This window comes from Cupriavidus basilensis (assembly GCF_000876015.1).
GTDB lineage: Bacteria > Pseudomonadota > Gammaproteobacteria > Burkholderiales > Burkholderiaceae > Cupriavidus > Cupriavidus basilensis_B.
In genome coordinates, this window is sequence record NZ_BBQM01000004.1 from 125,940 (window position 1) to 145,653 (window position 19,714).

A 19,714-nucleotide genomic window follows, 5' to 3' on the forward strand; every position below is an offset into this window, starting at 1 on the left:
GCCCGAATGGATCCAACTGCCTATAGTCCGCTCAAAGAGGCATTGCAGGCTGGCCGATATGGCTGCGCATGGCGGCGCATGGCCGCAAGTGGCGGCGCAGCATGGCGGACGCTGCACGCGGGCCGGCCCGGGCGCCTCGAGATATGAAAAAAATAGCATATAAAGCGAATCGCATATAAAGCGGTGGCCATCCGATGGCCGGCCGCGCCCCGCAGCAGTTCCTGGCAAGACGCGCAAGCCAATGCGCCGCACCGTCTGCCGCCGGCCGCAGGCGCCGGCCAGTGCTGCTTCACCAGGAGATCCGATGTCGTCCCCGTCGCTGTCCCCATCCGCCGCCGGCGCCTTGCGCGAACCGGCCCGCGCGCAGATCGCCGCCATCATCGCGGCGCGCCGCGACCTGCCGGGCGCGCTGCTGCCCATCCTCCACGACATCCAGGACACGGTGGGCTACGTGCCGTCCGAGGTCCTGCCCGACATCGCGCGCGCGCTCAACCTGTCGCGCGCCGAGGTCCACGGCGTGGTCACGTTCTATCACGACTTCCGCGAGCGCAAGGCCGGCCGCCACGTGGTGCGCGTGTGCCGCGCCGAGGCGTGCCAGTCGGTCGGCAGCGAGGCGCTGGCCGCGCATGCCGAGCAGGCCGTGGGCTGCGCGTTCCATGAAACCACCGCCGACGGCGAATTCACGCTGGAGCCGGTCTATTGCCTGGGCCAGTGCGCGTGCGGCCCGGCCGTGACGGTCGACGGCAAGCTGGCCGGGCGCGTCACGCCGCAGCGCTTCGACGCGCTGCTGGCGGCGTGCGCGCGCGGCGGGGAGGCCACGGCATGAGCGCCATCACGGTATTCGTTCCGCGCGATTCCAGCGCGCTGGCGCTGGGCGCCGACGAGGTCGCGCAGGCCATCGCGCGCGAGGCCGCGGCGCGCGGCGCCGAGATCACGCTGGTGCGCAACGGCTCGCGCGGCATGTTCTGGCTGGAGCCGCTGGTCGAGGTGCGGACCGCGGCCGGCCGCGTGGCCTACGGCCCGGTCGCGCCGGAAGACGTGCCGGGTCTGTTCGACGCGGGTTTCCTCGGCGGCGGCGCGCACGCGCTGGCGCTCGGCCCGACCGGCGAGATCCCCTTCCTCAAGCGGCAGGAACGCCTGACCTTCGCCCGCGTCGGCATCACCGATCCGCTCTCGCTGGCCGACTACACCGCCCACGAAGGCTTCGCCGGACTGACCCGCGCGCTGGCGCTGGACGGCGCGCAGATCGTGCGCGAAGTCACCGAGTCCGGCCTGCGCGGCCGCGGCGGCGCGGCGTTTCCCACCGGCATCAAGTGGCAGACCGTGCTGAACGCGAAGTCGCCGGTCAAGTACGTGGTCTGCAACGCCGACGAGGGCGACTCCGGCACCTTCTCCGACCGCATGGCGATGGAAGGCGACCCGTTCATGCTGATCGAAGGCATGACCATCGCCGGGCTGGCGGTCGGCGCCGAGCACGGCTACGTCTACGTGCGCTCCGAATACCCGCACGCCATCGCCATGCTGGAAGCCGCCATCGACGTGGCGCAGGCCGCCGGCTGGCTCGGCGACGACATCCGCGGCAGCGGCCGCCGCTTCCGCCTGGAAGTGCGCAAGGGCGCCGGCGCCTACGTGTGCGGCGAGGAAACCGCGCTGCTGGAAAGCCTCGAAGGCAAGCGCGGCGTGGTGCGCGCCAAGCCGCCGCTGCCGGCGCTCGAAGGTCTGTTCGGCAAGCCCACCGTCATCAACAACGTGATCTCGCTGGCCACCGTGCCGCTGATCCTGGCGCGCGGCGCGCAGTTCTACCGCGACTACGGCATGGGCCGCTCGCGCGGCACGCTGCCGTTCCAGCTCGCCGGCAACATCCGCCAGGGCGGGCTGGTCGAGAAGGCGTTCGGCCTGACGCTGCGCGAGCTGCTGGAAGACTTCGGCCAGGGCACGCGCAGCGGCCGGCCCATCCGCGCGGTGCAGGTGGGCGGCCCGCTCGGCGCCTACCTGCCGGTCTCGCGCCTGGACACGCCGATGGACTACGAGGCGTTCGCCGCGTTCGGCGCGGTGCTCGGCCACGGCGGCATCGTGGTGTTCGACGACACCGTGGACATGGCGCGGCAGGCCCGCTACGCGATGGCGTTCTGCGCGATCGAGTCGTGCGGCAAGTGCACGCCGTGCCGGATCGGTTCCACGCGCGGCGTGGAGGTGATCGACAAGATCATCGCCGGCGACCAGCCCGTCAGGCATGTCAAGCTGGTGCGCGACCTGTGCGACACCATGCTGGGCGGCTCGCTGTGCGCGATGGGCGGCATGACGCCGTACCCCGTGCTGTCGGCGCTCGACGCCTTCCCGGAAGACTTCGGCGTGGCCGTGCCCGCCAAGGCTGCCTGATCCCCGCACACCCAGAAAAACAAGCCAGCCAACGCCAGCATCAAGCCGGAGACCGCCTTGAACACACGCAATGAAATCGATTTCGGCACGCCCGCCAGCGATGCCCGGGAGCAGGTCACGCTGCAGATCGACGGCATCGACATCACCGTGCCGGCCGGCACCTCGCTGATGCGCGCGGCCGTGCAGGCCGGCGTCAACGTGCCCAAGCTGTGCGCCACCGACAGCCTCAAGTCGTTCGGCTCGTGCCGCCTGTGCCTGGTCGAGATCGAAGGCCGGCGCGGCTACCCGGCCTCGTGCACCACGCCGGCCGAAGCCGGCATGAAGGTGCGCACGCAGAGCGACAAGCTGGCCGACCTGCGCCGCGGCGTGATGGAGCTGTACATCTCCGACCACCCGCTCGACTGCCTGACCTGCCCGACCAACGGCAACTGCGAGCTGCAGGACATGGCCGGCGTGGTCGGCCTGCGCGAGGTGCGCTACGGCTACGACGGCGCCAACCACCGCGCCGCGGCCAAGGACGAATCCAACCCGTACTTCACCTACGACCCCTCCAAGTGCATCGTGTGCAACCGCTGCGTGCGCGCCTGCGAGGAAACCCAGGGCACCTTCGCGCTCACCATCGGCGGGCGCGGCTTCGACTCGCGCGTGACCGCGGGGCAGGGCGGCAGCTTCATGGAGTCGGACTGCGTGTCGTGTGGCGCCTGCGTGCAGGCCTGCCCCACCGCCACGCTGGCCGAGACCTCCATCATCCGCATGGGCCAGCCCGAGCACAGCGTGGTCACGACCTGCGCGTACTGCGGCGTGGGCTGCGCGTTCAAGGCCGAGATGAAGGGCAACGAAGTGGTGCGCATGGTGCCGTACAAGGACGGCCAGGCCAACGAAGGCCACTCGTGCGTGAAGGGGCGCTTCGCGTGGGGCTACGCCACCCACAACGACCGCATCCTCAACCCGATGATCCGCGCCAGGATCACCGACCCGTGGCGCGAGGTGTCGTGGGAAGAGGCCATCGCCTACGCCGCCGCGCAGTTCAAGCGCATCCAGGCAGAGCACGGCCGCGACGCCATCGGCGGCATCGTCTCCTCGCGCTGCACCAACGAGGAAGGCTACCTGGTGCAGAAGCTGGTGCGCGCCGCGTTCGGCAACAACAACGTCGACACCTGCGCGCGCGTGTGCCACTCGCCGACCGGCTACGGCCTCAAGCAGACGCTCGGCGAATCGGCCGGCACCCAGACCTTCCGCTCGGTCGGGAAGGCCGACGTCATCATGGTGATGGGCGCCAACCCGACCGACGGCCATCCGGTGTTCGCCTCGCGCATGAAGAAGCGCCTGCGCGCCGGCGCCAGGCTGATCGTGATCGACCCGCGCCGCATCGACCTGGCCGACTCGCCGCACGTGCGCGCCGATTTCCACCTGCAGCTGCGCCCCGGCACCAACGTGGCGGTGGTCACGTCGATGGCCCACGTGATCGTCACCGAAGGGCTGATGAACGAGGCCTTCATCGCCGAGCGCTGCGAGGACCGCGCGTTCCAGCAATGGCGCGACTTCGTCAGCCTGCCGGAGAATTCGCCCGAGGCGATGGCGGACGTCACCGGCATCCCGGCCGACCAGCTGCGCGGCGCCGCGCGCCTGTACGCCACCGGCGGCAACGCGGCGATCTACTACGGCCTGGGCGTGACCGAGCACGCGCAGGGCTCCACCACCGTGATGGGCATCGCCAACCTCGCCATGTGCACCGGCAACATCGGCCGCGAGGGCGTGGGCGTGAATCCGCTGCGCGGGCAGAACAACGTGCAGGGCTCGTGCGACATCGGCTCGTTCCCGCACGAGCTGCCGGGCTACCGCCACGTGTCGGACTCCACCACGCGCGGCCAGTTCGAGGCCGCCTGGAACGTGGAGATCAACCCCGAGCCGGGCCTGCGCATCCCCAACATGTTCGAGGCCGCGCTGTCGGGCAGCTTCAAGGGCCTGTACTGCCAGGGCGAGGACATCGTGCAGTCCGACCCCAACACGCAGCACGTGGCCGCGGCGCTGTCGGCGATGGAATGCATCGTGGTGCAGGACATCTTCCTCAACGAGACCGCCAAGTACGCGCACGTGTTCCTGCCGGGCTCGTCGTTCCTGGAGAAGGATGGCACCTTCACCAACGCCGAGCGTCGCATCTCGCGCGTGCGCAAGGTGATGCCGCCCAAGGCGCGCTACGCCGACTGGGAAGCCACCGTGCTGCTGTCCAACGCGCTCGGCTACCCGATGGAGTACACCCATCCGTCGCAGATCATGGACGAGATCGCGCGCCTCACGCCGACCTTCCGCGGCGTGAGCTACGCGCGCCTGGATGAGCTCGGCAGCATCCAGTGGCCGTGCAACGAAGACGCGCCCGAGGGCACGCCCACCATGCACATCGGCAGCTTCGTGCGCGGCAAGGGCAAGTTCATCATCACGCGCTACGTGCCCACCACCGAGCGCGTCAACCGCGCCTTCCCGCTGATCCTCACCACCGGGCGCATCCTCTCGCAGTACAACGTGGGCGCGCAGACGCGCCGCACCGAGAACGTGATGTGGCACGACGAGGACCGGCTCGAGATCCACCCGCACGACGCCGAGGAGCGCGGCATCAAGGACGGCGACTGGGTCGGCGTGCAGAGCCGCGCGGGCGAAACCGTGCTGCGCGCCATCGTCAGCGCGCGCATGCAGCCGGGCGTGGTCTACACTACGTTCCACTTCCCCGAATCGGGCGCCAACGTGATCACCACCGACAACTCCGACTGGGCCACCAACTGCCCCGAATACAAGGTCACGGCGGTGCAGGTCACGCCGGTGGCGCAGCCGTCCGAATGGCAGCGCCAGTACCACGACTTCCACGCGCAGCAGCTGCGCCTGCTGCAGGCCGCCAGCGCGGAGGCGCGCCCGGCATGAGCGAGCTCCGCACCAGCGTGGCGTGGCCGGCCGGCGACGCCGAGCCGCCCACCCACAGCACCTTCGAGGTCGGGCGCAGCCGGCTTGGCCAGGTCGCGCTGGAGGCCGACGAGCTGGCCGAGGAAGTGCCGGTCGCGCTCGAGTACAACGGCATCTCGCACGCGGTCATGCTGGCCTCGCCGGCCGACCTCGAAGACTTCGCGCTCGGCTTCAGCCTGAGCGAAGGCCTGGTGGCGAGCCCGCGCGACGTCTACGAGATCGACACCGAGGCCGGCTGCGACGGCATCACGGTGCGCCTGCGCATCGCCGCCGAGGCGTTCGCCGGCTTCAAGGAACGGCGCCGCGCCATGACCGGGCGCACCGGCTGCGGCCTGTGCGGCACCGAGTCGCTGCAGGAAGTCATGCGCGTGCCGGCGCCGGTGGCCAGCAGCGCCAGCTTCTCCGGCGCCGCGCTGTACGCCGCCTTCGCGCAGCTGCAGACGCGCCAGGAACTGCTGCGCCACACCGGCTCGACCCACGCCGCGGCGTGGCTGCGCGCCGACGGCCAGGTCGGCCTGGTGCGCGAGGACGTGGGCCGCCACAACGCGCTCGACAAGCTGATCGGCGCGCTGGCGCGCGGCGGCGAGGACCGCGCGCGCGGCGCCGTGCTGGTGACCAGCCGCGCCAGCTATGAAATGGTGCTCAAGACCGCCAGCGCCGGCGTCGGCCTGCTGGCCGCCGTGTCCGGCCCCACCGCGCTCGCGGTGCGGCTCGCGCAGCGGACCGGCGTGACGCTGGCCGGCTTCGTGCGCGACGGCCGCCACGTGGTCTACACCCACCCCCAACGCCTGCAGGACAGGACGGAACCGGCATGAACACGGACAACCTCGTCAAGATGGCGAACCAGATCGGCACCTTCTTCTCGGCCATGCCGGACCGCGAAGAAGCGCTCACGGACATCGCCTCGCACATCAAGCGCTTCTGGGAGCCGCGCATGCGGCGCGCGCTGCTGGCGCAGATCGACGACGGCGAAGCCGCCGGGCTGGACGACATCGTCCGCCAGGCCGTGATGCGCCACCGCGGCCTGCTGGCCGTGACGCCGCGCGCGTCGGAGCAGCAGCCCGAGCAACACTGAGCGGCCGCCCGGCCGCCGCTTGGCCGCCTACTTCAGCCGTCTACTTCAGCCGCCTACCTCAGCCGCAACGGCTCCAGCAGCGCCGCGTCGTACTGCCCGCGGTCGATGCGGCCCAGTTCCAGCATGCGCAGCAGGATGTAGGCCTGCCGCTGGCGCGCGCGGCGCGGGTTGACCACCGGGTTGTTGGCCGACGGCGCCTTGGGCAGGCCGGCCAGCATCGCGCACTCGGCCAGCGTGAGCTCGCCCACGGGCTTGCCGAAATAGGTCTCGGCGGCCTCGGCGAAGCCGTAGGCGCCCTGGCCGAGGTAGATCTTGTTCATGTACAGCTCGAGGATCTCGTCCTTGCCCAGCGCATGCTCGATGCGGTAGGACAGCAGCACCTCGTACAGCTTGCGCGTATACGTCTTCTGGCGCGACAGGAAAAAGTTGCGCGCGACCTGCATGGTGATGGTGGAGGCGCCCTGCGAGAGCTCGTCCGACAGGTTGGCCACGCCGGCGCGGATCACGCCGACGTAGTCGATGCCGTCGTGCAGGTAGAAGCGCTCGTCCTCGATGGCGACCACCGCCTGCGTCAGCGCGGGCGGCATCTGGCCGATGGGCACGTAGCCGGGCGACTGGCGGAACGCGGCGAGCGCGTCGAGCGAGGGCAGCTGGCGCTGGGCCACCAGCACGGCCAGCGTGCCCAGCAGGGCCGCGCCGAGCACCAGCAGCAGCGCCAGCCTGATGAAATTTGACCAGAGACGTTTCATGGGCCGTATTGTGCCAGCACGCGGCGACGGTGCCGCCGCGCGTGCCGCCGGTCCCGCGCTTCAGCCGGCCGGCACGGGCGCGCCGGCATCCTGGGGACAGCCCGCCCGCGGTGTCCGGCGGGGCGGATTATCCCGCCGCGCCGCGGCACTTGTCGAGGCCGGGCGCAAGCGTTCATGATGGTGGTCAAGCCGCCTGCCCGCGCCGGGATTTTTCGGGTACCGTACGTTGTCCCATTGCCGGAGCATCGCGCGGCAAGGGTTCACGGGCGCCGCGCGCGCGATCGCCGGGGCCGTTGTGGCCCGCGGCGGTCTGAAGCAATGATTCGGAGTGCATGATGAAGATTCTAGTGAGGGGCCTGCACCAGGGCATCGACGCGGCTCGCCTGCGCGAGGCGCTGGCCTCGTATGTGCGCGTCGTCGACGTCGAGCTGATCCTCGACGGCGATGGCGCCCATCCGTGGGCCTGGGTCGACCTTGACCTCGGCGACGCCGATCCGATGAGCGTGTGGAAACTGGTGGCGCGGCTCGATCACCGCTATATTGCCGGCTGCCATACGCGCTGGCACGTGCCGGCGCACCGCGCGCGCTGAGGCGCGCATCCGGCGCGCGCGGCTCATCGAGGGAGACAACGACAGATGCGGGGAATGCAGGCAGGCGAAGCCGGCGCGAAGCCGGTCCAGGGCGCGGCGCTGCCGCTCGACAACGTGGTCAACCTGCGCGATCTCGGCGGCCTGGCCACGCGCGACGGCCGCCGCGTGCGCGCCGGCAAGCTGTTCCGCAGCGGCAATCCGGCCTGCGCCAGCGCGGCCGATCTCGCGCTGCTGCGCGCGCTGCGGCTCGACATGGTGATCGACTTCCGCTCCTCGGGCGAGAAGTCGCCGCAGGAGCGCGCGTTCGGCGAGGCCTTCCGCTGGGTCGCCACGCCGGTGCTGGAAGGCAGCATGTCGATGGCCGAGCTGATGCCGCGCATGCTCGGCGGCAGCCCCGCGCAGATGGAGGCCTTCATGCTGGAGGTCTACGGCGATTTCCCGCGCAAGTACCAGGCCGCCTTCGGCGGCTTCCTCAAGGCCGCGGAGGCGGGCGGCAACCTGCTGTACCACTGCACCGCGGGCAAGGACCGCACCGGCTTCGCCTCGCTGCTGCTGCTGGCCGGGCTCGGTGTCGACGCGGACGCCATCATGGCCAACTACCTCGCGTCCAATCACTGGAACCGGGATTTCAACGCGCGCATGAGCGCGCGCGCCGCCGAGGGCGGCGTCGACCCGGAGGTGATGCGCCCGCTGCTGGAGGTCAAGGCCGCGTACCTGGAGGCGTCGCTGCACGCCATCGAGCGCGACTACGGCGGCATGCCGGCCTACCTGGCCGACGTGCTCGCGGTGGACGTGCGGCGCCTGCGCGGGGCCTACCTGGCGGAGTAGGCGTGGGCGGCGGCGCTCATGCCGCCAGGTCTTCCTTCTTCTGCTGCTGCTGTTGTTGCTGCTGTTGCTGCTCCAGCATGATGCGCGCGGTATTCAGCGCGATCATCCCTTCCTCGTCGGTGGGCAGCACCAGCACCGGCACGCGGCTGTCGTCGCGGCTGATGCGCTGGCGGTTCTCGCCGTTGGCGCCGGCGTCGAGGTCGATGCCGAACAGCTCCGCCAGATGCGCGCAGATGCGCTCGCGCACCGGCGGCGAGTTGGCGCCGATGCCGGCGGTAAACACCAGCGCGTCGAGCCCGCCCAGCGTGGTGGCCAGCTTGCCGATCTCCTGCGCGGCGCGGTAGGCGTAGAAGTCGATCGCCAGGCGCGCGCGCGGCGCATCGCTGGCCAGCAGCACGCGCATGTCGCTGCTCACGCCGGACAGGCCCTTGAGCCCCGAGTCGTGGTACAGCATGGTCTCGATGTCCTTGGTGGTCATGCCTTGCTGCGACAGCCACAGGATGGCGCCGGCGTCGATGGCGCCGCAGCGCGTGCCCATCGGCAGGCCGTCGAGCGCGGTCAGGCCCATCGTCGACTCGATGCTGCGGCCCGCGCGCATGGCGCACAGGCTGGCGCCGTTGCCGAGGTGGGCCACGATCACGCGGCCGGCGGCGAGGTCGGGCGCCACCTGCTGGAGCCGGCGCGCGATGTACTCGTAGGACAGGCCGTGGAAGCCGTAGCGGCGGATGCCGCGCTCGAAGTATTCGTAGGGCAGCGCCAGCAGCTGCGCCATCGCGTCGTGCCCGGCGTGGAACGCGGTGTCGAAGCATGCCACCTGCAGCAGCGCGGGCGCCGCCTCGCGCACCGCGCGGATCGCGGTGAGGTTGTGCGGCTGGTGCAGCGGCGCCAGCGGCACCAGCGCCTCCAGCTTGGCGATCACCTCGTCGTCGATCTTCACCGCCGCGGCGTAGTCGGCGCCGCCGTGCACCACGCGGTGGCCGATCGCCACCGGCGGCGTGTCGCGCAGGCCGATGCTGAGCACCAGGCGGATCAGGCGGAAGGCGGCGTCGTGGTCGGACACCTGCGCGACCGGGAAGTGCTCGTCGGCGACCGCGCGGCCGTCGGCCATGCTGGCGGTCAGGCGCGGCGCGATGCCGATGCCCTCGATCTGGCCGTGCGCGCTGAGCACCGGGTTGATGTCGGTGTTGGCGTGCGCGGCCTCGGGCACGTTGTAGACCGAGACCTTGACGCTGGACGAGCCGGCATTGACGACGAGGATGGTGGGATGGGTGGCGCTCACGCTGGGATGCCTCCTTGCGGCGACGGCGATGGGGGAATGGGTGGCTTTAGACCGCGGCGGGCGCCTGCGCGAGGCGGCGCGCATGCGCCACCAGCACGGCGATGGCGCAGCTGCCGATGCGCGCGCGCACGCTGTCGGCGCGGCTGGTGAGGATGATCGGCACGCGCGCGCCCAGCACGATGCCGGCGGCCTCGGCGCCGGCCAGGAAGGTGAGCTGCTTGGCCAGCATGTTGCCCGATTCGAGGTCCGGCACCAGCAGGATGTCGGGGTCGCCCGCGACCTCGGAGACGATGCCCTTGGTGATGGCGGCCTCGCGGCTGATGGCATTGTCGAAGGCCAGCGGGCCGTCGAGGATGCCGCCTTCGATCTGGCCGCGCCGGCTCATCATGCACAGCGCGGCGGCGTCGATGGTGGAGGGGATCTTGTCGGTCACGGTCTCCACCGCCGAGAGGATCGCCACCTTGGGGTTGTCGATGCCGAGCACGCGCAGCAGGTCGATGGCGTTGCGGCAGATGTCGGCCTTGTCGTTGAGCGTGGGGAAGATGTTGACCGCGGCGTCGGTGATGAACAGCGGCTTGTGGTAGCTCGGCACGTCCATCGCGAACACGTGCGAGAGGCGGCGCGCGGTGCGCAGGCCGGTGTCCGCGGCGGTGACTTCGTGCATCAGCTCGTCGGTGTGCAGGCTGCCCTTCATCAGCAGCTCGGCCTCGCCGGCGCGCACGGCGGCCACCGCGCGCGCGGCGGCGGCGTGGCTGTGCGGCACGTCGATCAGCACCGCGTCGCCCAGCTCCAGCCCGTTGGCGTCGGCGACCTGGCGGATGCGCGCCACCGGCCCGATCAGCAGCGGCACGATCAGGCCAAGCTGCGCGGCCTGCAGCGCGCCGCCGAGCGAGGACGCGTCGCACGGATGGGCCACCGCCGTGGGGATGGCCGGGAGCTCGTTGCAGCGCGCCAGCAGGACGGAGTACTTGTCGAGGGGGTGGTTCATCGCTGCTCCAGTCTCCAGTGCGTCGGTCCGGATGGTGTGGTCCGGGGTGTCGGTCCAGGGTGTCGGCGTGGCGCGCCGGTCCGATGTTTTCAACCGGGGCATCGGTCCGGGGCGCCGGCCGGGCGCGCCGGGCATGCTGCGTCGCGCAAAAAGCAAGGCCAAGTATAGGGCATGTTTCCGGCGGAAAGATGACATGGCGCAAGCTCGCGCAGCTTGTCCGGCACGCGGCGCGCAGGCGCCCGAAGTGCGCCCGGCGGTCTTTTCCGGGCGCGCTTGTCAACGTCATGCGGCGCTGGTAGATTGGCCGTGCTGCAGGGCAGCAATGCGACCCGGGCGCGGACATGATCCGCCCCGCGCGCGGCTGCCGCTGCCTCCAACGCCACACCGCAGGAGGACGCCGAGTGAACGCACGTGTACCCGCCACCCAGACCGCCGGAGCATCCGGAAGTACCGAAGGCCTGCTGGCGCCGCCTCCCGCGTGGTCCTATGCGGTCGATGCCTGGCAGCGCACCATCCTGCTGCTCGACGTGCTGCGCGAGCGCGGCAACCAGACCTTCGAGCACGAGCGCGAGGGCATGCCGCCGGTGCTGGTGTTCGACCACGAGATCGTGGTCGACGGCCGCACGCTCGATCAGCCCGCCAACTACGCGCTGCTGCGCGTGCTGCCGCCGCCGGGCTGCGTGCCCACCGACGATGCCAGGCGGCCGTTCGTGGTGATCGACCCGCGCGCCGGCCACGGCCCCGGCATCGGCGGCTTCAAGATCGACAGCGAGATCGGCATCGCGCTGCGGCGCGGCCATCCGTGCTACTTCGTCACCTTCTTCCCGGTGCCGTGCCCGGGCCAGACCATCGAGAGCGTGACGCGCGCCGAGGCGGTGTTCCTGCAGACCGTGATCGAGCGCCATCCGGACGCGCAGGGCAAGCCCTTCGTGATCGGCAACTGCCAGGGCGGCTGGGCGCTGATGCTGCTGGCCGCCGCCGCGCCCGAGCTGCCCGGGCCGCTGCTGCTGGCGGGCTCGCCGCTGTCGTACTGGGCCGGCATGCGCGGGCGCAACCCGATGCGCTACAGCGGCGGGCTGCTGGGCGGCTCGTGGCTGGCCTCGCTGTTCGCCGACCTCGGCAACGGCCGCTTCGACGGCGCCTGGCTGGTGGAGAACTTCGAGCAGCTCAACCCGGCCAACACGCTGTGGAAGAAGCTCTACGACGTGTACGCCAGGGTCGACACCGAGCGCGAGCGCTTCCTCGAGTTCGAGCTCTGGTGGGGCGGCCACTTCCTGCTCAACCGCGCCGAGATCGACTGGATCGTGCAGAACCTGTTCGTCGGCAACCACCTCACGGCCGGCGAGGTGCGCAGCGCCGACGGCAACCTCGCCGTGGACCTGCGCAACGTGCGCTCGCCGATCGTGGTGTTCGCCTCCTGGGGCGACAACATCACGCCGCCGCAGCAGGCGCTGGACTGGATCCCCGACCTCTACGCCAGCGTCGACGAGATCGTGGCCAACGAGCAGGTCATCGTCTATTGCCTGCACGAGAAGGTCGGCCACCTCGGCATCTTCGTCTCGGCCGGCGTGGCCAACCGCGAGCACACCGAGCTGATTTCCGCGCTCGACCTGATCGACGTGCTGCCGCCGGGCCTGTACGAGGCGCGCATCGAGGACATCGCGCCGGGCACCTCGCACCTGGACCTGATCGACGGGCGCTACCTGATGCGCTTCGAGCGCCGCACCATCGACGATATCCTCGCGCTCGACGACGGCCGCGACGACGAGGACCCGTTCGAGGTGGTGCGGCGCGTGGCCGAGATCAACCAGCGCCTCTACGACACCTTCGCCTCGCCGCTGGTGCAGGCCATGTCCAACGAGTTCAGCGCCTACGCCATGCGGCAGACGCATCCGGCGCGGCTGGAGCGCTCGCTGGCGTCCGACGCGAACCCGTGGATGGCGTGGATCGCCGCGCTCGCGCCGGCGGTGCGCCAGGCCCGCCGGCCGGTGGAGCAGGACAACCCGTTCCTGGCGCTCGAGCGCGCCGCTTCCGACAGCATCGTGCGCGCGCTCGACGCCTGGCGCGACCAGCGCGACGCCTGCTACGAGCACGTATTCGAAGCGCTGTACCAGTCGCCGTGGCTGTCGGCGCTGGTCGGCCTCGACCCTGGCGCGCACCGGCGCGGGCCGCCGCCGCAGAGCGCGGCGCTGCGCAGCGAGCTGGCCGCGCGGCGCATCCACGACGCCGAGCGGCGCATCGCGCAGGGCACGCCGCTCGACGCCTTCATGCGCATCCTGGTCTACGTCGCCGACGAGAACGCCGCCATCGAGGAGCGGCCCTTCAACCTGATGCGCAAGATGGCGCAGGAGCACCTCGCGCAGCAGCCCGACATCGCCGCGGTCAAGGCCGCGGTCAGGCGCCAGAGCTTCATCGTCGCGCTCGACCCCGCGCGCGCCGTGGCCGCGCTGCCCGAGCTGCTGCCGGACCCCGCGCTGCGCCACCACGCGATGGTGGCGATGCACCGCGTGTTCACCGTGGCCGGCCCGCTCGAAGGCGGGCGGCTGGCGCGCTACCGCGAGGTGGCGAACGTGCTCGGCACCGACCACACCGCGCGGCTGGAGGCGCCGCTCGCCGGTGCCGCGCCGGCGGCCGGCGTGCCGGACGTACCCGACGCGGCCGCGCCCGCCAACGCGCCCGGCAAGTAGGGACGGGGCGACGGCATGGTCCAGGTCTCCAATCCCCCGCTGCGGGGCGCGCGCGTGCTGGTGGTCGGCGTGGCCAACGAGGATTCCATCGCGTGGGGCTGCGCGCGCGCCTTTCGCGAGCTCGGCGCGGAACTGGCGCTGACCTACCTCAACGACAAGGCCTATCCGCACGTGGCGCCGCTGGCCGAAGCGGTGGGCGCCACCATCGTGATGCCGCTCGACGTGGAGGACGCCGCGCAGGAGCAGGCCCTGTTCGAACGCATCGAGCAACAGTGGGGCCGGCTCGACGCGGTGGTGCATTCGGTCGCGTTCGCGCCCAGGGACGACCTGCACGGCGGCCTGCTCAACTCTTCCGCGGCCGGCTTCGCGCGGGCCATGGACATTTCCTGCCACTCCTTCGTGCGCCTCGCGCGGCGCGCGGTGCCGCTGATGCCCGACGGCGGCAGCCTGTTCGCCATGAGCTACGAAGGCGCCGTCAGGGTGGTGCCGAACTACGACCTGATGGGGCCCGTCAAGGCCGCGCTCGAAGCCGCCTGCCGCTATCTCGCGCACGAGCTGGGCCCGCGCGGCATCCGCGTGCACGCGATCTCGCCGGGGCCGCTCAAGACCCGCGCCGCCTCCGGCCTGAAGGACTTCGACCACCTGCTGGCGGAAGCGGCCGGCCGCGCGCCGCTGGGCGAGCTGGTCGACATCATGGACGTCGGCTTCGCCACCGCCTACCTCGCCACGCCCTACGCGCGGCGCATCTCCGGCAACACCGTGTACGTGGACGGCGGCGTGCACATCATGGGCTAGGCGGGGCCGCCGCGTCCGCCCGCCGCGCGCGCGGCGGCGGCCTACAATGGTGGAAACAACGAAGGCCGCAGCCGCGGTGCGCGCGCGGCCTTGACTCGGGAGCCACACATGAAGGTACTCATCCGGGGCCTGCACCGCGATGTGACCGAACCGATGCTGCGCGAGAAGCTGGCGCCCTACGCGCCGGTGACTGCCGTGGAGATGGTGCGCGACGGCGATCCCGACCACCCGTGGGCCTGGGTCGACCTCGACATCGATCCGTTCACCGCGTGGCGCCTGCTGCGCCAGCTCGACCGCCAGTATTTCGCCGGCAGCATGATGCGCTGGTACATCCCCGCCCATCAGGGCTAGCGCGCCGCCCCTCGCGCTCGGATCGGCGCTACCATAGCCCGCTTGTGCCACTTTGCGGCGCCGCCCGCGCGGCGGCGCCTGTCCACTCATGCTTGAACTCGACGGCGCGATCTGGTTCCGCTCCGGCAGCCGCGACTGGGGCGGCCGCGAGCGCATCGCCCTGCTGGCCGCGATCGGCGAGCACGGCTCCATCACCGCGGCGGCCAAGGCCGTGGGCCTGAGCTACAAGGCCGCGTGGGACGCCATCGACGCCATGAACAACAGCGCCGGCGAGCCGCTGGTGGTGCGCGCCACCGGCGGCAAGGGCGGCGGCGGCACCCTGCTGACCGCGCGCGGCGAGAGCCTGATCCGCACCTATCGCGCGCTCGAGCAGGAACACCAGCGCTTCCTCGCCCATCTGGCGCGCCTGGGCAACCTCGCCGAGCCCGCGCCGCAGGACCTCGACCTGATCCGCCGCTTCATGGTCCGCACCAGCGCGCGCAACAAGCTGTTCGGCACCGTGGCGGCGATCCGCGCCGGCGCCGTCAACGACGAAGTCGCGCTGGCGCTGCCGGGCGGGCAGCGGGTGGTCGCCAGCATTACCCATGAGAGCGTGGAGACGCTGGGGCTGGCGCCCGGCATGGAAGCCTTCGCGCTGGTCAAGGCCTCGTCGGTGCTGCTCGGCGTCGCCGACGCCGGCCTGCGGCTGTCGGCGCGCAACCAGTTGCCCGGCAGCGTGGCGCGCGTGCTGCCCGGCGCGGTCAGCGCCGAGGTGGCGCTCGCGCTCGACGGCGGCGGCACCGTGGTGGCGGTCGTCACCCACGACAGCGTGGCGGCGCTGGGCCTGGCCGAAGGCAGCCGCGCGCTGGCCGTGTTCAAGGCCTCGAGCGTGATCCTCGGCGCGCTGTGAGGCGCGCGTGGCGCGGCGGCCCGGGAGGTCGGCCGCATCGATTCCCGGCAGCCGGAACCGGCAGAGCAACAGCAACAGCAAGAGGACACCCCATGCCCACCAACGTGGAAATCAAGGCCCGCATCGCCAGCGTCGAGGCGCTGGCGCCGCTGGTGGCGCCGTTGGCCGACCACGGCCCGGAACGGATCGAGCAGGACGACACCTTCTTCGCGTGCGCCAACGGCCGCCTCAAGCTGCGCGTGCTGGCGCCCGGCGAAGGCCAGTTGATCTTCTATGCGCGCGCCGACCAGGCCGGGCCGAAGGAAAGCCACTACATCATCTCGCCGACGGCGGCGCCCGATTCCCTGCGCGCCGCGCTGGCGGCGGCGTGGGGCGAGGGCGGGCGCGTGCGCAAGACGCGCGTGCTGTACCTCGTGGGCCGCACGCGCGTGCACCTGGACCGCGTGGCCGGGCTGGGGGATTTTCTCGAGCTGGAAGTGGTGCTGGCCGACGGCGAAGCGGCCGCGGCGGGCGTGGCCGAGGCGCACGCGCTGCTGGACAAGCTCGGCGTGGCGCGCGCGCAACTGGTGGAAACCGCCTACGTGGACCTGCTGCGCGCGCGCTGAGACGGCCGCGCGCGCCTGGAAGTCGTTTCAACCTGCCGTGCCGCGCGACGACGCCAGGATCTTCCCGAAACGGCTTCCTATTCGTGCGCCGGCACGGGCGCGTAGATCTGCGGATGCCCCTTGACCGGGCCGCCGCCGTGGATGCGGCCGTCGCGCACCTCCAGCACGTGGTCGCCCAGCGCCTCGACGTCCTCGGGGTCGTGCGAGATCACCAGCATCGGCACGTCCAGGCTGGCCTGCAGCGCCCGCAATTCGTTGCGCATGCGCACGCGCAGCGCGGGGTCGAGCGCGGAGAACGGCTCGTCGAGCAGCACGATGTCGGGCTGCGCCACCAGCGCGCGCGCCAGCGCCGTGCGCTGCTTCTGCCCGCCCGAGATCTCGCCGGGATAGTTGCCGGTGATCGCGCCCAGGCCGAACGCGTCGATCCAGCGCTGCGCCTCCGGGTGGCTCGCCTTGCGGCCCGGGTTGCGCCAGCCGCGCGCGAGGCCGAAGGCGATGTTCTGTGCCACCGTCAGATGGGGGAACAGCGCGTAGTCCTGGAACAGGTAGGCCACGCGGCGCTCCTGCGGGCGCACGTCGATGCCGGCCTCGCTGTCGAACAGTGTGCGCCCGTTGAGCACGATGCGGCCGCTGTCGGGCCGCAGCAGCCCGGCGATGGCGCGCAGCGTGAGGCTCTTGCCCGCGCCGGACGGCCCGAACAGGGCGATGCGCCGGCTCTCCGAGACGAAGCTGATGTCCAGCGCGAAGCGGCGGTCGTCGGTGCCGAGATCCTTGCGGACCGTGACGTGCATGCTCATGGCCGTGTCATCCCAGGGTCTTGCGCGCGGCCGGCACCAGCCGGCCCGCCGCCACCAGCAGCACCACGCAGGTGACGGACGTCACCAGCACCAGCAGGTTGGCGGTGTTGTCGTCGCCGGCCTGCACCGCTTCGTAGATGGCCACCGACAGGGTCTGCGTGCGGCCCGGCAGGTTGCCGGCCACCATCAGCGTGGCGCCGAACTCGCCCAGCGCGCGCGCGAACGCCAGCAGCACGCCGGCGATGATGCCGCGCGCGGCCAGCGGCAGCGTGATGCGGAAGAAGATGCCGGCCTCGGGCGTGCCGAGCACGCGCGCGGCATCCTCGTACTGGCTGTTCACGCCCTCGAACGCGGCGCGCGCCGACTTGAGCACCAGCGGGAAGGCCACGATGGTGGACGCCAGCACCGCGCCCTGCCAGGTGAACACCAGCTCGATGCCGAGCTGGCCGAGCCAGGCGCCGAGCACGCCGCGCCGGCCCACCAGCACCAGCAGGTAATAGCCCATCACGGTGGGCGGCAGCACCAGCGGCAGCGTGAGGATGGCGTCGACGAGGTCGCGCGCGCCCGAGCGCCAGCGCGACAGCGCATACGCCACCGCCACGCCGAGCACGGCGTTGATCAGCGTGGCCCAGCCCGCCACCTTGAGCGACAGCGCCAGCGGGACCCAGACGGCTTGCAGGGAATTCATAGGCATGGCCGGCCGGGCGCGTCGGCCCGGCGGCGGATGGCGCCGGGGCCGCGGCGCGGCCCGGCGCGCGGGGTCAGGGCTTCAGGAAACCGTACCTGGCCAGCACGGCCTGGCCTTCGTCCGAGAGCACGTAGCCGACGAAGGCGGCGGCCTCGGCCGGCTGCTTGGCGACGGCGGTGACGGCGATCGGGTAAGTGACCGGCTGGCGGGTCGGCACGCGCAGCGCGACCTTGACCTTGTCCGGCATGATGGCCGCGTCGGTGGCGAACACGAAGCCGGCCTCGACCTCGCCGCGCGCCACGTAGTCCAGGCTCTGGCGCACGTTCTGCGCCATCACGCCCTTGGCCGACACCGCATCCCACACGCCGGCCGCTTCCAGCGCGCCCTTGGTGTAGCGGCCCACCGGCACCGAGGCCGGGTTGCCGAAGGCGATGCGCTTGAACTCGGGCTTGGTCAGGTCCTGCAGCTTGCCCACTTCCTGCCTGCTGTCGGCCGGCACGATCAGCGCGAGCTGGTTGGCGGCGAAGTCGCGGCGGGTGGCGGCGTTCACCACGCGCGCGGCCTCGGCCTTGTTCATCGCGTCCTGGTCGGCCGAGGCGAACACGTCGGCCGGCGCGCCGTTGATGATCTGCTGCATCAGCACGTCCGACGCGCCGAAGTTCAGGATCACCTTGGTCTGCGGGTGGGCGCGCTCGTAGGACTCGGACAGCGCCTTGAAGGCGTTGGTCAGGCTGGCCGCGGCGGAGACCACCAGGTCGGCGCCGAAGGCGGCCGGCGCGGACAGCGCCAGCGTGGCGGACAGCAGCAGGCCGGCCGCGAGCGAGGCGCTCCGGCGGGCGCCGCGCGGCGGACGGGGCAGGGCGGGCGGGCAGGCGGGAATCGGTTGCATGGGCATGGCTGTGCGGAGGTTGGGAGAGCGGCCGCGGCGGGCCGGAAGGCTCGGCGCGCGCGCCGCGAATGCTGGATGCGAATGCGCGCTACATGAATTCGCAATATATGACGGTATATAACGCGGCGTCAATGGCACATTCGGTGCATGCGGGCCCCGTGGCCCGGCCTAGCGTCACGGGCGTGTCACCGCCGCGTCACCCTGCTGCCATCTGCGTTCATGACAATGGCCGCGACCTCAATGGCTGGTGCGATGGCGATGACGATGACGGCAGCGACGGCGGGAACGGCGGCAATGGTGGCAGGCAGGGCGGCGCGGCCGCTCGCGGCGGGCGGCGTCCCGCGGACTTCCGTGGCCGCCGCGCGCGTGGCCGACAGCCACGACCAGCGCCGCCTGCTCGCCGCCGTGCTGGTGGCCGTGGCGGTGGCCGCCGGCTGCGTGGGCGGCGCCTCGGTGTGGCGCGAGCGCGCCGCCGCGCGCCGCCTGGAACTCGCGCACTGGCAGGCGCAGGCGGGCGCCGACCGCCACGCGCTGGCCGCGCTGCGCGGCGCCGCGCAGCAGGGCGAGGCGGCGGCCCAGGCCGCGCTCGGCGAGGCGCTGCTGGCCGGCGGCGATGCCGCGCAGCGCGCCGAAGGCAGCCGCTGGCTGCGCGATGCCGCCGAGGGCGGCGACGCGCGCGCGCATTTCCTGCTGGGCAAGGCCGCGTTCCCGGGCGACGGCGCGGACAGCGGCGACGGCAGCGAAGCCGGCGGCACCGCGCCCGACGCCGCCGCGGCCTGGTATCACTTCGCGCTTGCCGCCGCCGCCGGCGACAGCGGCGCCGCCTACTACCTCGGCCTGCTGCACCGTGGCGGCTACGGCCGCGCGCCCGACGCCGCCAGCGCCGCGCGCTGGTTCGGCGTGGCCGCCGACGCCGGCGTGGCCCCGGCCATGTTCATGCTCGCCAACGCCTACCGCGACGGCGCCGGCGTGGCGCGCGACGAGCGCCGCGCGCAGGCATGGTACGAAGCGGCGGCCCAGCGCGGCCATGCCGCGGCGATCCGCGCGCTGGCGCGCCGCTAGGGGACGCGCTGCGGGGGGAACATCAAGCATGTCGCGTAAGTCGCGCGAGGCCTGAAATCGCATACAAGGCAGTGGTTCGACATTCGCCCCGCGAGCTGATCGTCCCGTCCA

The 19,714-nt window shown here is 71.9% G+C and carries 19 protein-coding genes; 13 read left to right on the forward strand and 6 right to left on the reverse strand.

From position 1 onward, the window contains the following. Positions 1-304 precede the first annotated feature (304 nt). From KF708C_RS02815 to KF708C_RS02835, 5 genes are read left to right on the forward strand one after another with little or no spacing between them, the layout of a single operon-like run. Entirely contained in the window at positions 305-826 is a 522-nt protein-coding gene (locus KF708C_RS02815) for a formate dehydrogenase subunit gamma (RefSeq protein WP_020205717.1), read from the forward strand. After that, the gene (locus tag KF708C_RS02820; RefSeq protein ID WP_059410681.1) at positions 823-2,379 is read left to right on the forward strand and encodes a formate dehydrogenase beta subunit; all 1,557 of its coding nucleotides are present in this window, start codon (positions 823-825) and stop codon (positions 2,377-2,379) included. Before KF708C_RS02815 ends, KF708C_RS02820 begins: the two co-directional genes overlap by 4 nt. Positions 2,380-2,436: 57 nt before the next feature. Then, positions 2,437-5,292 carry a formate dehydrogenase subunit alpha gene (gene fdhF, locus KF708C_RS02825; protein ID WP_020205715.1) on the forward strand — a complete coding sequence of 952 codons (2,856 nt, stop codon included), beginning with the start codon at positions 2,437-2,439 and terminating at the stop codon, positions 5,290-5,292. Beyond that, positions 5,289-6,146, forward strand: a complete 858-nt coding sequence (gene fdhD / locus KF708C_RS02830; RefSeq protein ID WP_020205714.1) for a formate dehydrogenase accessory sulfurtransferase FdhD — start codon at positions 5,289-5,291, stop codon at positions 6,144-6,146. Before fdhF ends, fdhD begins: the two co-directional genes overlap by 4 nt. Then, positions 6,143-6,406 (forward strand): formate dehydrogenase subunit delta, encoded by a 264-nt coding sequence (locus KF708C_RS02835; RefSeq protein WP_020205713.1) that lies wholly within the window; start codon positions 6,143-6,145, stop codon positions 6,404-6,406. Before fdhD ends, KF708C_RS02835 begins: the two co-directional genes overlap by 4 nt. A 53-nt stretch (positions 6,407-6,459) precedes the next feature. Here the strand turns inward: KF708C_RS02835 and KF708C_RS02840 are convergent, their stop codons facing one another. Then, positions 6,460-7,155 carry a transglycosylase domain-containing protein gene (locus KF708C_RS02840; protein ID WP_020205712.1) on the reverse strand — a complete coding sequence of 232 codons (696 nt, stop codon included), beginning with the start codon at positions 7,153-7,155 and terminating at the stop codon, positions 6,460-6,462. A gap of 335 nt (positions 7,156-7,490) precedes the next feature. On the opposite strand from KF708C_RS02840, the gene KF708C_RS02845 reads away from it, so the two are divergent. Both KF708C_RS02845 and KF708C_RS02850 read left to right on the forward strand, forming a co-directional pair. After that, positions 7,491-7,745: an RNA recognition motif domain-containing protein gene (locus tag KF708C_RS02845; RefSeq protein WP_020423949.1), complete on the forward strand. Its 255-nt coding sequence runs from the start codon at positions 7,491-7,493 to the stop codon at positions 7,743-7,745. Between the two features lie 54 nt (positions 7,746-7,799). Next, complete coding sequence (locus KF708C_RS02850; RefSeq protein WP_059410682.1) at positions 7,800-8,573, forward strand: tyrosine-protein phosphatase; 774 nt, start codon at positions 7,800-7,802, stop codon at positions 8,571-8,573. A 16-nt stretch (positions 8,574-8,589) separates the two neighbouring features. Here the strand turns inward: KF708C_RS02850 and KF708C_RS02855 are convergent, their stop codons facing one another. Further along, a complete protein-coding gene (locus KF708C_RS02855) occupies positions 8,590-9,852 on the reverse strand; it encodes an acetate/propionate family kinase (RefSeq protein ID WP_059410683.1) in 1,263 nt (420 codons plus the stop codon). A gap of 46 nt (positions 9,853-9,898) precedes the next feature. Then, positions 9,899-10,840 (reverse strand): phosphate acetyltransferase, encoded by a 942-nt coding sequence (locus KF708C_RS02860; RefSeq protein ID WP_020205708.1) that lies wholly within the window; start codon positions 10,838-10,840, stop codon positions 9,899-9,901. A gap of 401 nt (positions 10,841-11,241) precedes the next feature. On the opposite strand from KF708C_RS02860, the gene KF708C_RS02865 reads away from it, so the two are divergent. The 5 genes from KF708C_RS02865 to KF708C_RS02885 all read left to right on the forward strand — a co-directional run bounded on the left by KF708C_RS02865 (position 11,242) and on the right by KF708C_RS02885 (position 16,167). Beyond that, positions 11,242-13,527: a DUF3141 domain-containing protein gene (locus KF708C_RS02865; RefSeq protein ID WP_059410684.1), complete on the forward strand. Its 2,286-nt coding sequence runs from the start codon at positions 11,242-11,244 to the stop codon at positions 13,525-13,527. Between the two features lie 15 nt (positions 13,528-13,542). Then, positions 13,543-14,322, forward strand: a complete 780-nt coding sequence (gene fabI, locus KF708C_RS02870; RefSeq protein WP_059410685.1) for an enoyl-ACP reductase FabI — start codon at positions 13,543-13,545, stop codon at positions 14,320-14,322. Between the two features lie 108 nt (positions 14,323-14,430). Further along, positions 14,431-14,673: an RNA recognition motif domain-containing protein gene (locus KF708C_RS02875; protein WP_020205705.1), complete on the forward strand. Its 243-nt coding sequence runs from the start codon at positions 14,431-14,433 to the stop codon at positions 14,671-14,673. A gap of 88 nt (positions 14,674-14,761) precedes the next feature. Continuing rightward, a complete protein-coding gene (locus KF708C_RS02880) occupies positions 14,762-15,562 on the forward strand; it encodes a TOBE domain-containing protein (RefSeq protein ID WP_059410686.1) in 801 nt (266 codons plus the stop codon). 92 nt (positions 15,563-15,654) lie between these two features. Continuing rightward, complete coding sequence (locus KF708C_RS02885) at positions 15,655-16,167, forward strand: CYTH domain-containing protein (RefSeq protein ID WP_020205703.1); 513 nt, start codon at positions 15,655-15,657, stop codon at positions 16,165-16,167. Between the two features lie 77 nt (positions 16,168-16,244). Here the strand turns inward: KF708C_RS02885 and KF708C_RS02890 are convergent, their stop codons facing one another. The 3 genes from KF708C_RS02890 to modA form a co-directional block, all read right to left on the reverse strand. Then, positions 16,245-16,964 carry an ATP-binding cassette domain-containing protein gene (locus KF708C_RS02890; RefSeq protein WP_020205702.1) on the reverse strand — a complete coding sequence of 240 codons (720 nt, stop codon included), beginning with the start codon at positions 16,962-16,964 and terminating at the stop codon, positions 16,245-16,247. A gap of 7 nt (positions 16,965-16,971) precedes the next feature. After that, the gene (modB, locus tag KF708C_RS02895; RefSeq protein WP_029044182.1) at positions 16,972-17,643 is read right to left on the reverse strand and encodes a molybdate ABC transporter permease subunit; all 672 of its coding nucleotides are present in this window, start codon (positions 17,641-17,643) and stop codon (positions 16,972-16,974) included. An 82-nt stretch (positions 17,644-17,725) separates the two neighbouring features. Continuing rightward, complete coding sequence (modA, locus tag KF708C_RS02900; protein ID WP_059410687.1) at positions 17,726-18,541, reverse strand: molybdate ABC transporter substrate-binding protein; 816 nt, start codon at positions 18,539-18,541, stop codon at positions 17,726-17,728. Positions 18,542-18,835: 294 nt separating this feature from the next. Between modA and KF708C_RS02905 the strand changes: the two genes are divergently transcribed. Continuing rightward, positions 18,836-19,603 carry a tetratricopeptide repeat protein gene (locus KF708C_RS02905; protein WP_063922955.1) on the forward strand — a complete coding sequence of 256 codons (768 nt, stop codon included), beginning with the start codon at positions 18,836-18,838 and terminating at the stop codon, positions 19,601-19,603. Positions 19,604-19,714 lie beyond the last annotated feature (111 nt).

What these genes read in the sequence shown, in the direction of transcription:
- KF708C_RS02890 (WP_020205702.1), bottom strand. Translation starts at nt 16,964, where the DNA reads ATGAGCATGCACGTCACGGTCCGCAAGGATCTCGGCACCGACGACCGC.
- KF708C_RS02875 (WP_020205705.1), top strand. Translation starts at nt 14,431, where the DNA reads ATGAAGGTACTCATCCGGGGCCTGCACCGCGATGTGACCGAACCGATG.
- KF708C_RS02905 (WP_063922955.1), top strand. Translation starts at nt 18,836, where the DNA reads ATGGTGGCAGGCAGGGCGGCGCGGCCGCTCGCGGCGGGCGGCGTCCCG.
- KF708C_RS02835 (WP_020205713.1), top strand. Translation starts at nt 6,143, where the DNA reads ATGAACACGGACAACCTCGTCAAGATGGCGAACCAGATCGGCACCTTC.
- fabI (WP_059410685.1), top strand. Translation starts at nt 13,543, where the DNA reads ATGGTCCAGGTCTCCAATCCCCCGCTGCGGGGCGCGCGCGTGCTGGTG.
- KF708C_RS02885 (WP_020205703.1), top strand. Translation starts at nt 15,655, where the DNA reads ATGCCCACCAACGTGGAAATCAAGGCCCGCATCGCCAGCGTCGAGGCG.
- KF708C_RS02840 (WP_020205712.1), bottom strand. Translation starts at nt 7,155, where the DNA reads ATGAAACGTCTCTGGTCAAATTTCATCAGGCTGGCGCTGCTGCTGGTG.
- modA (WP_059410687.1), bottom strand. Translation starts at nt 18,541, where the DNA reads ATGCAACCGATTCCCGCCTGCCCGCCCGCCCTGCCCCGTCCGCCGCGC.
- KF708C_RS02850 (WP_059410682.1), top strand. Translation starts at nt 7,800, where the DNA reads ATGCAGGCAGGCGAAGCCGGCGCGAAGCCGGTCCAGGGCGCGGCGCTG.
- KF708C_RS02815 (WP_020205717.1), top strand. Translation starts at nt 305, where the DNA reads ATGTCGTCCCCGTCGCTGTCCCCATCCGCCGCCGGCGCCTTGCGCGAA.
- KF708C_RS02860 (WP_020205708.1), bottom strand. Translation starts at nt 10,840, where the DNA reads ATGAACCACCCCCTCGACAAGTACTCCGTCCTGCTGGCGCGCTGCAAC.
- KF708C_RS02845 (WP_020423949.1), top strand. Translation starts at nt 7,491, where the DNA reads ATGAAGATTCTAGTGAGGGGCCTGCACCAGGGCATCGACGCGGCTCGC.
- KF708C_RS02820 (WP_059410681.1), top strand. Translation starts at nt 823, where the DNA reads ATGAGCGCCATCACGGTATTCGTTCCGCGCGATTCCAGCGCGCTGGCG.
- KF708C_RS02880 (WP_059410686.1), top strand. Translation starts at nt 14,762, where the DNA reads ATGCTTGAACTCGACGGCGCGATCTGGTTCCGCTCCGGCAGCCGCGAC.
- fdhD (WP_020205714.1), top strand. Translation starts at nt 5,289, where the DNA reads ATGAGCGAGCTCCGCACCAGCGTGGCGTGGCCGGCCGGCGACGCCGAG.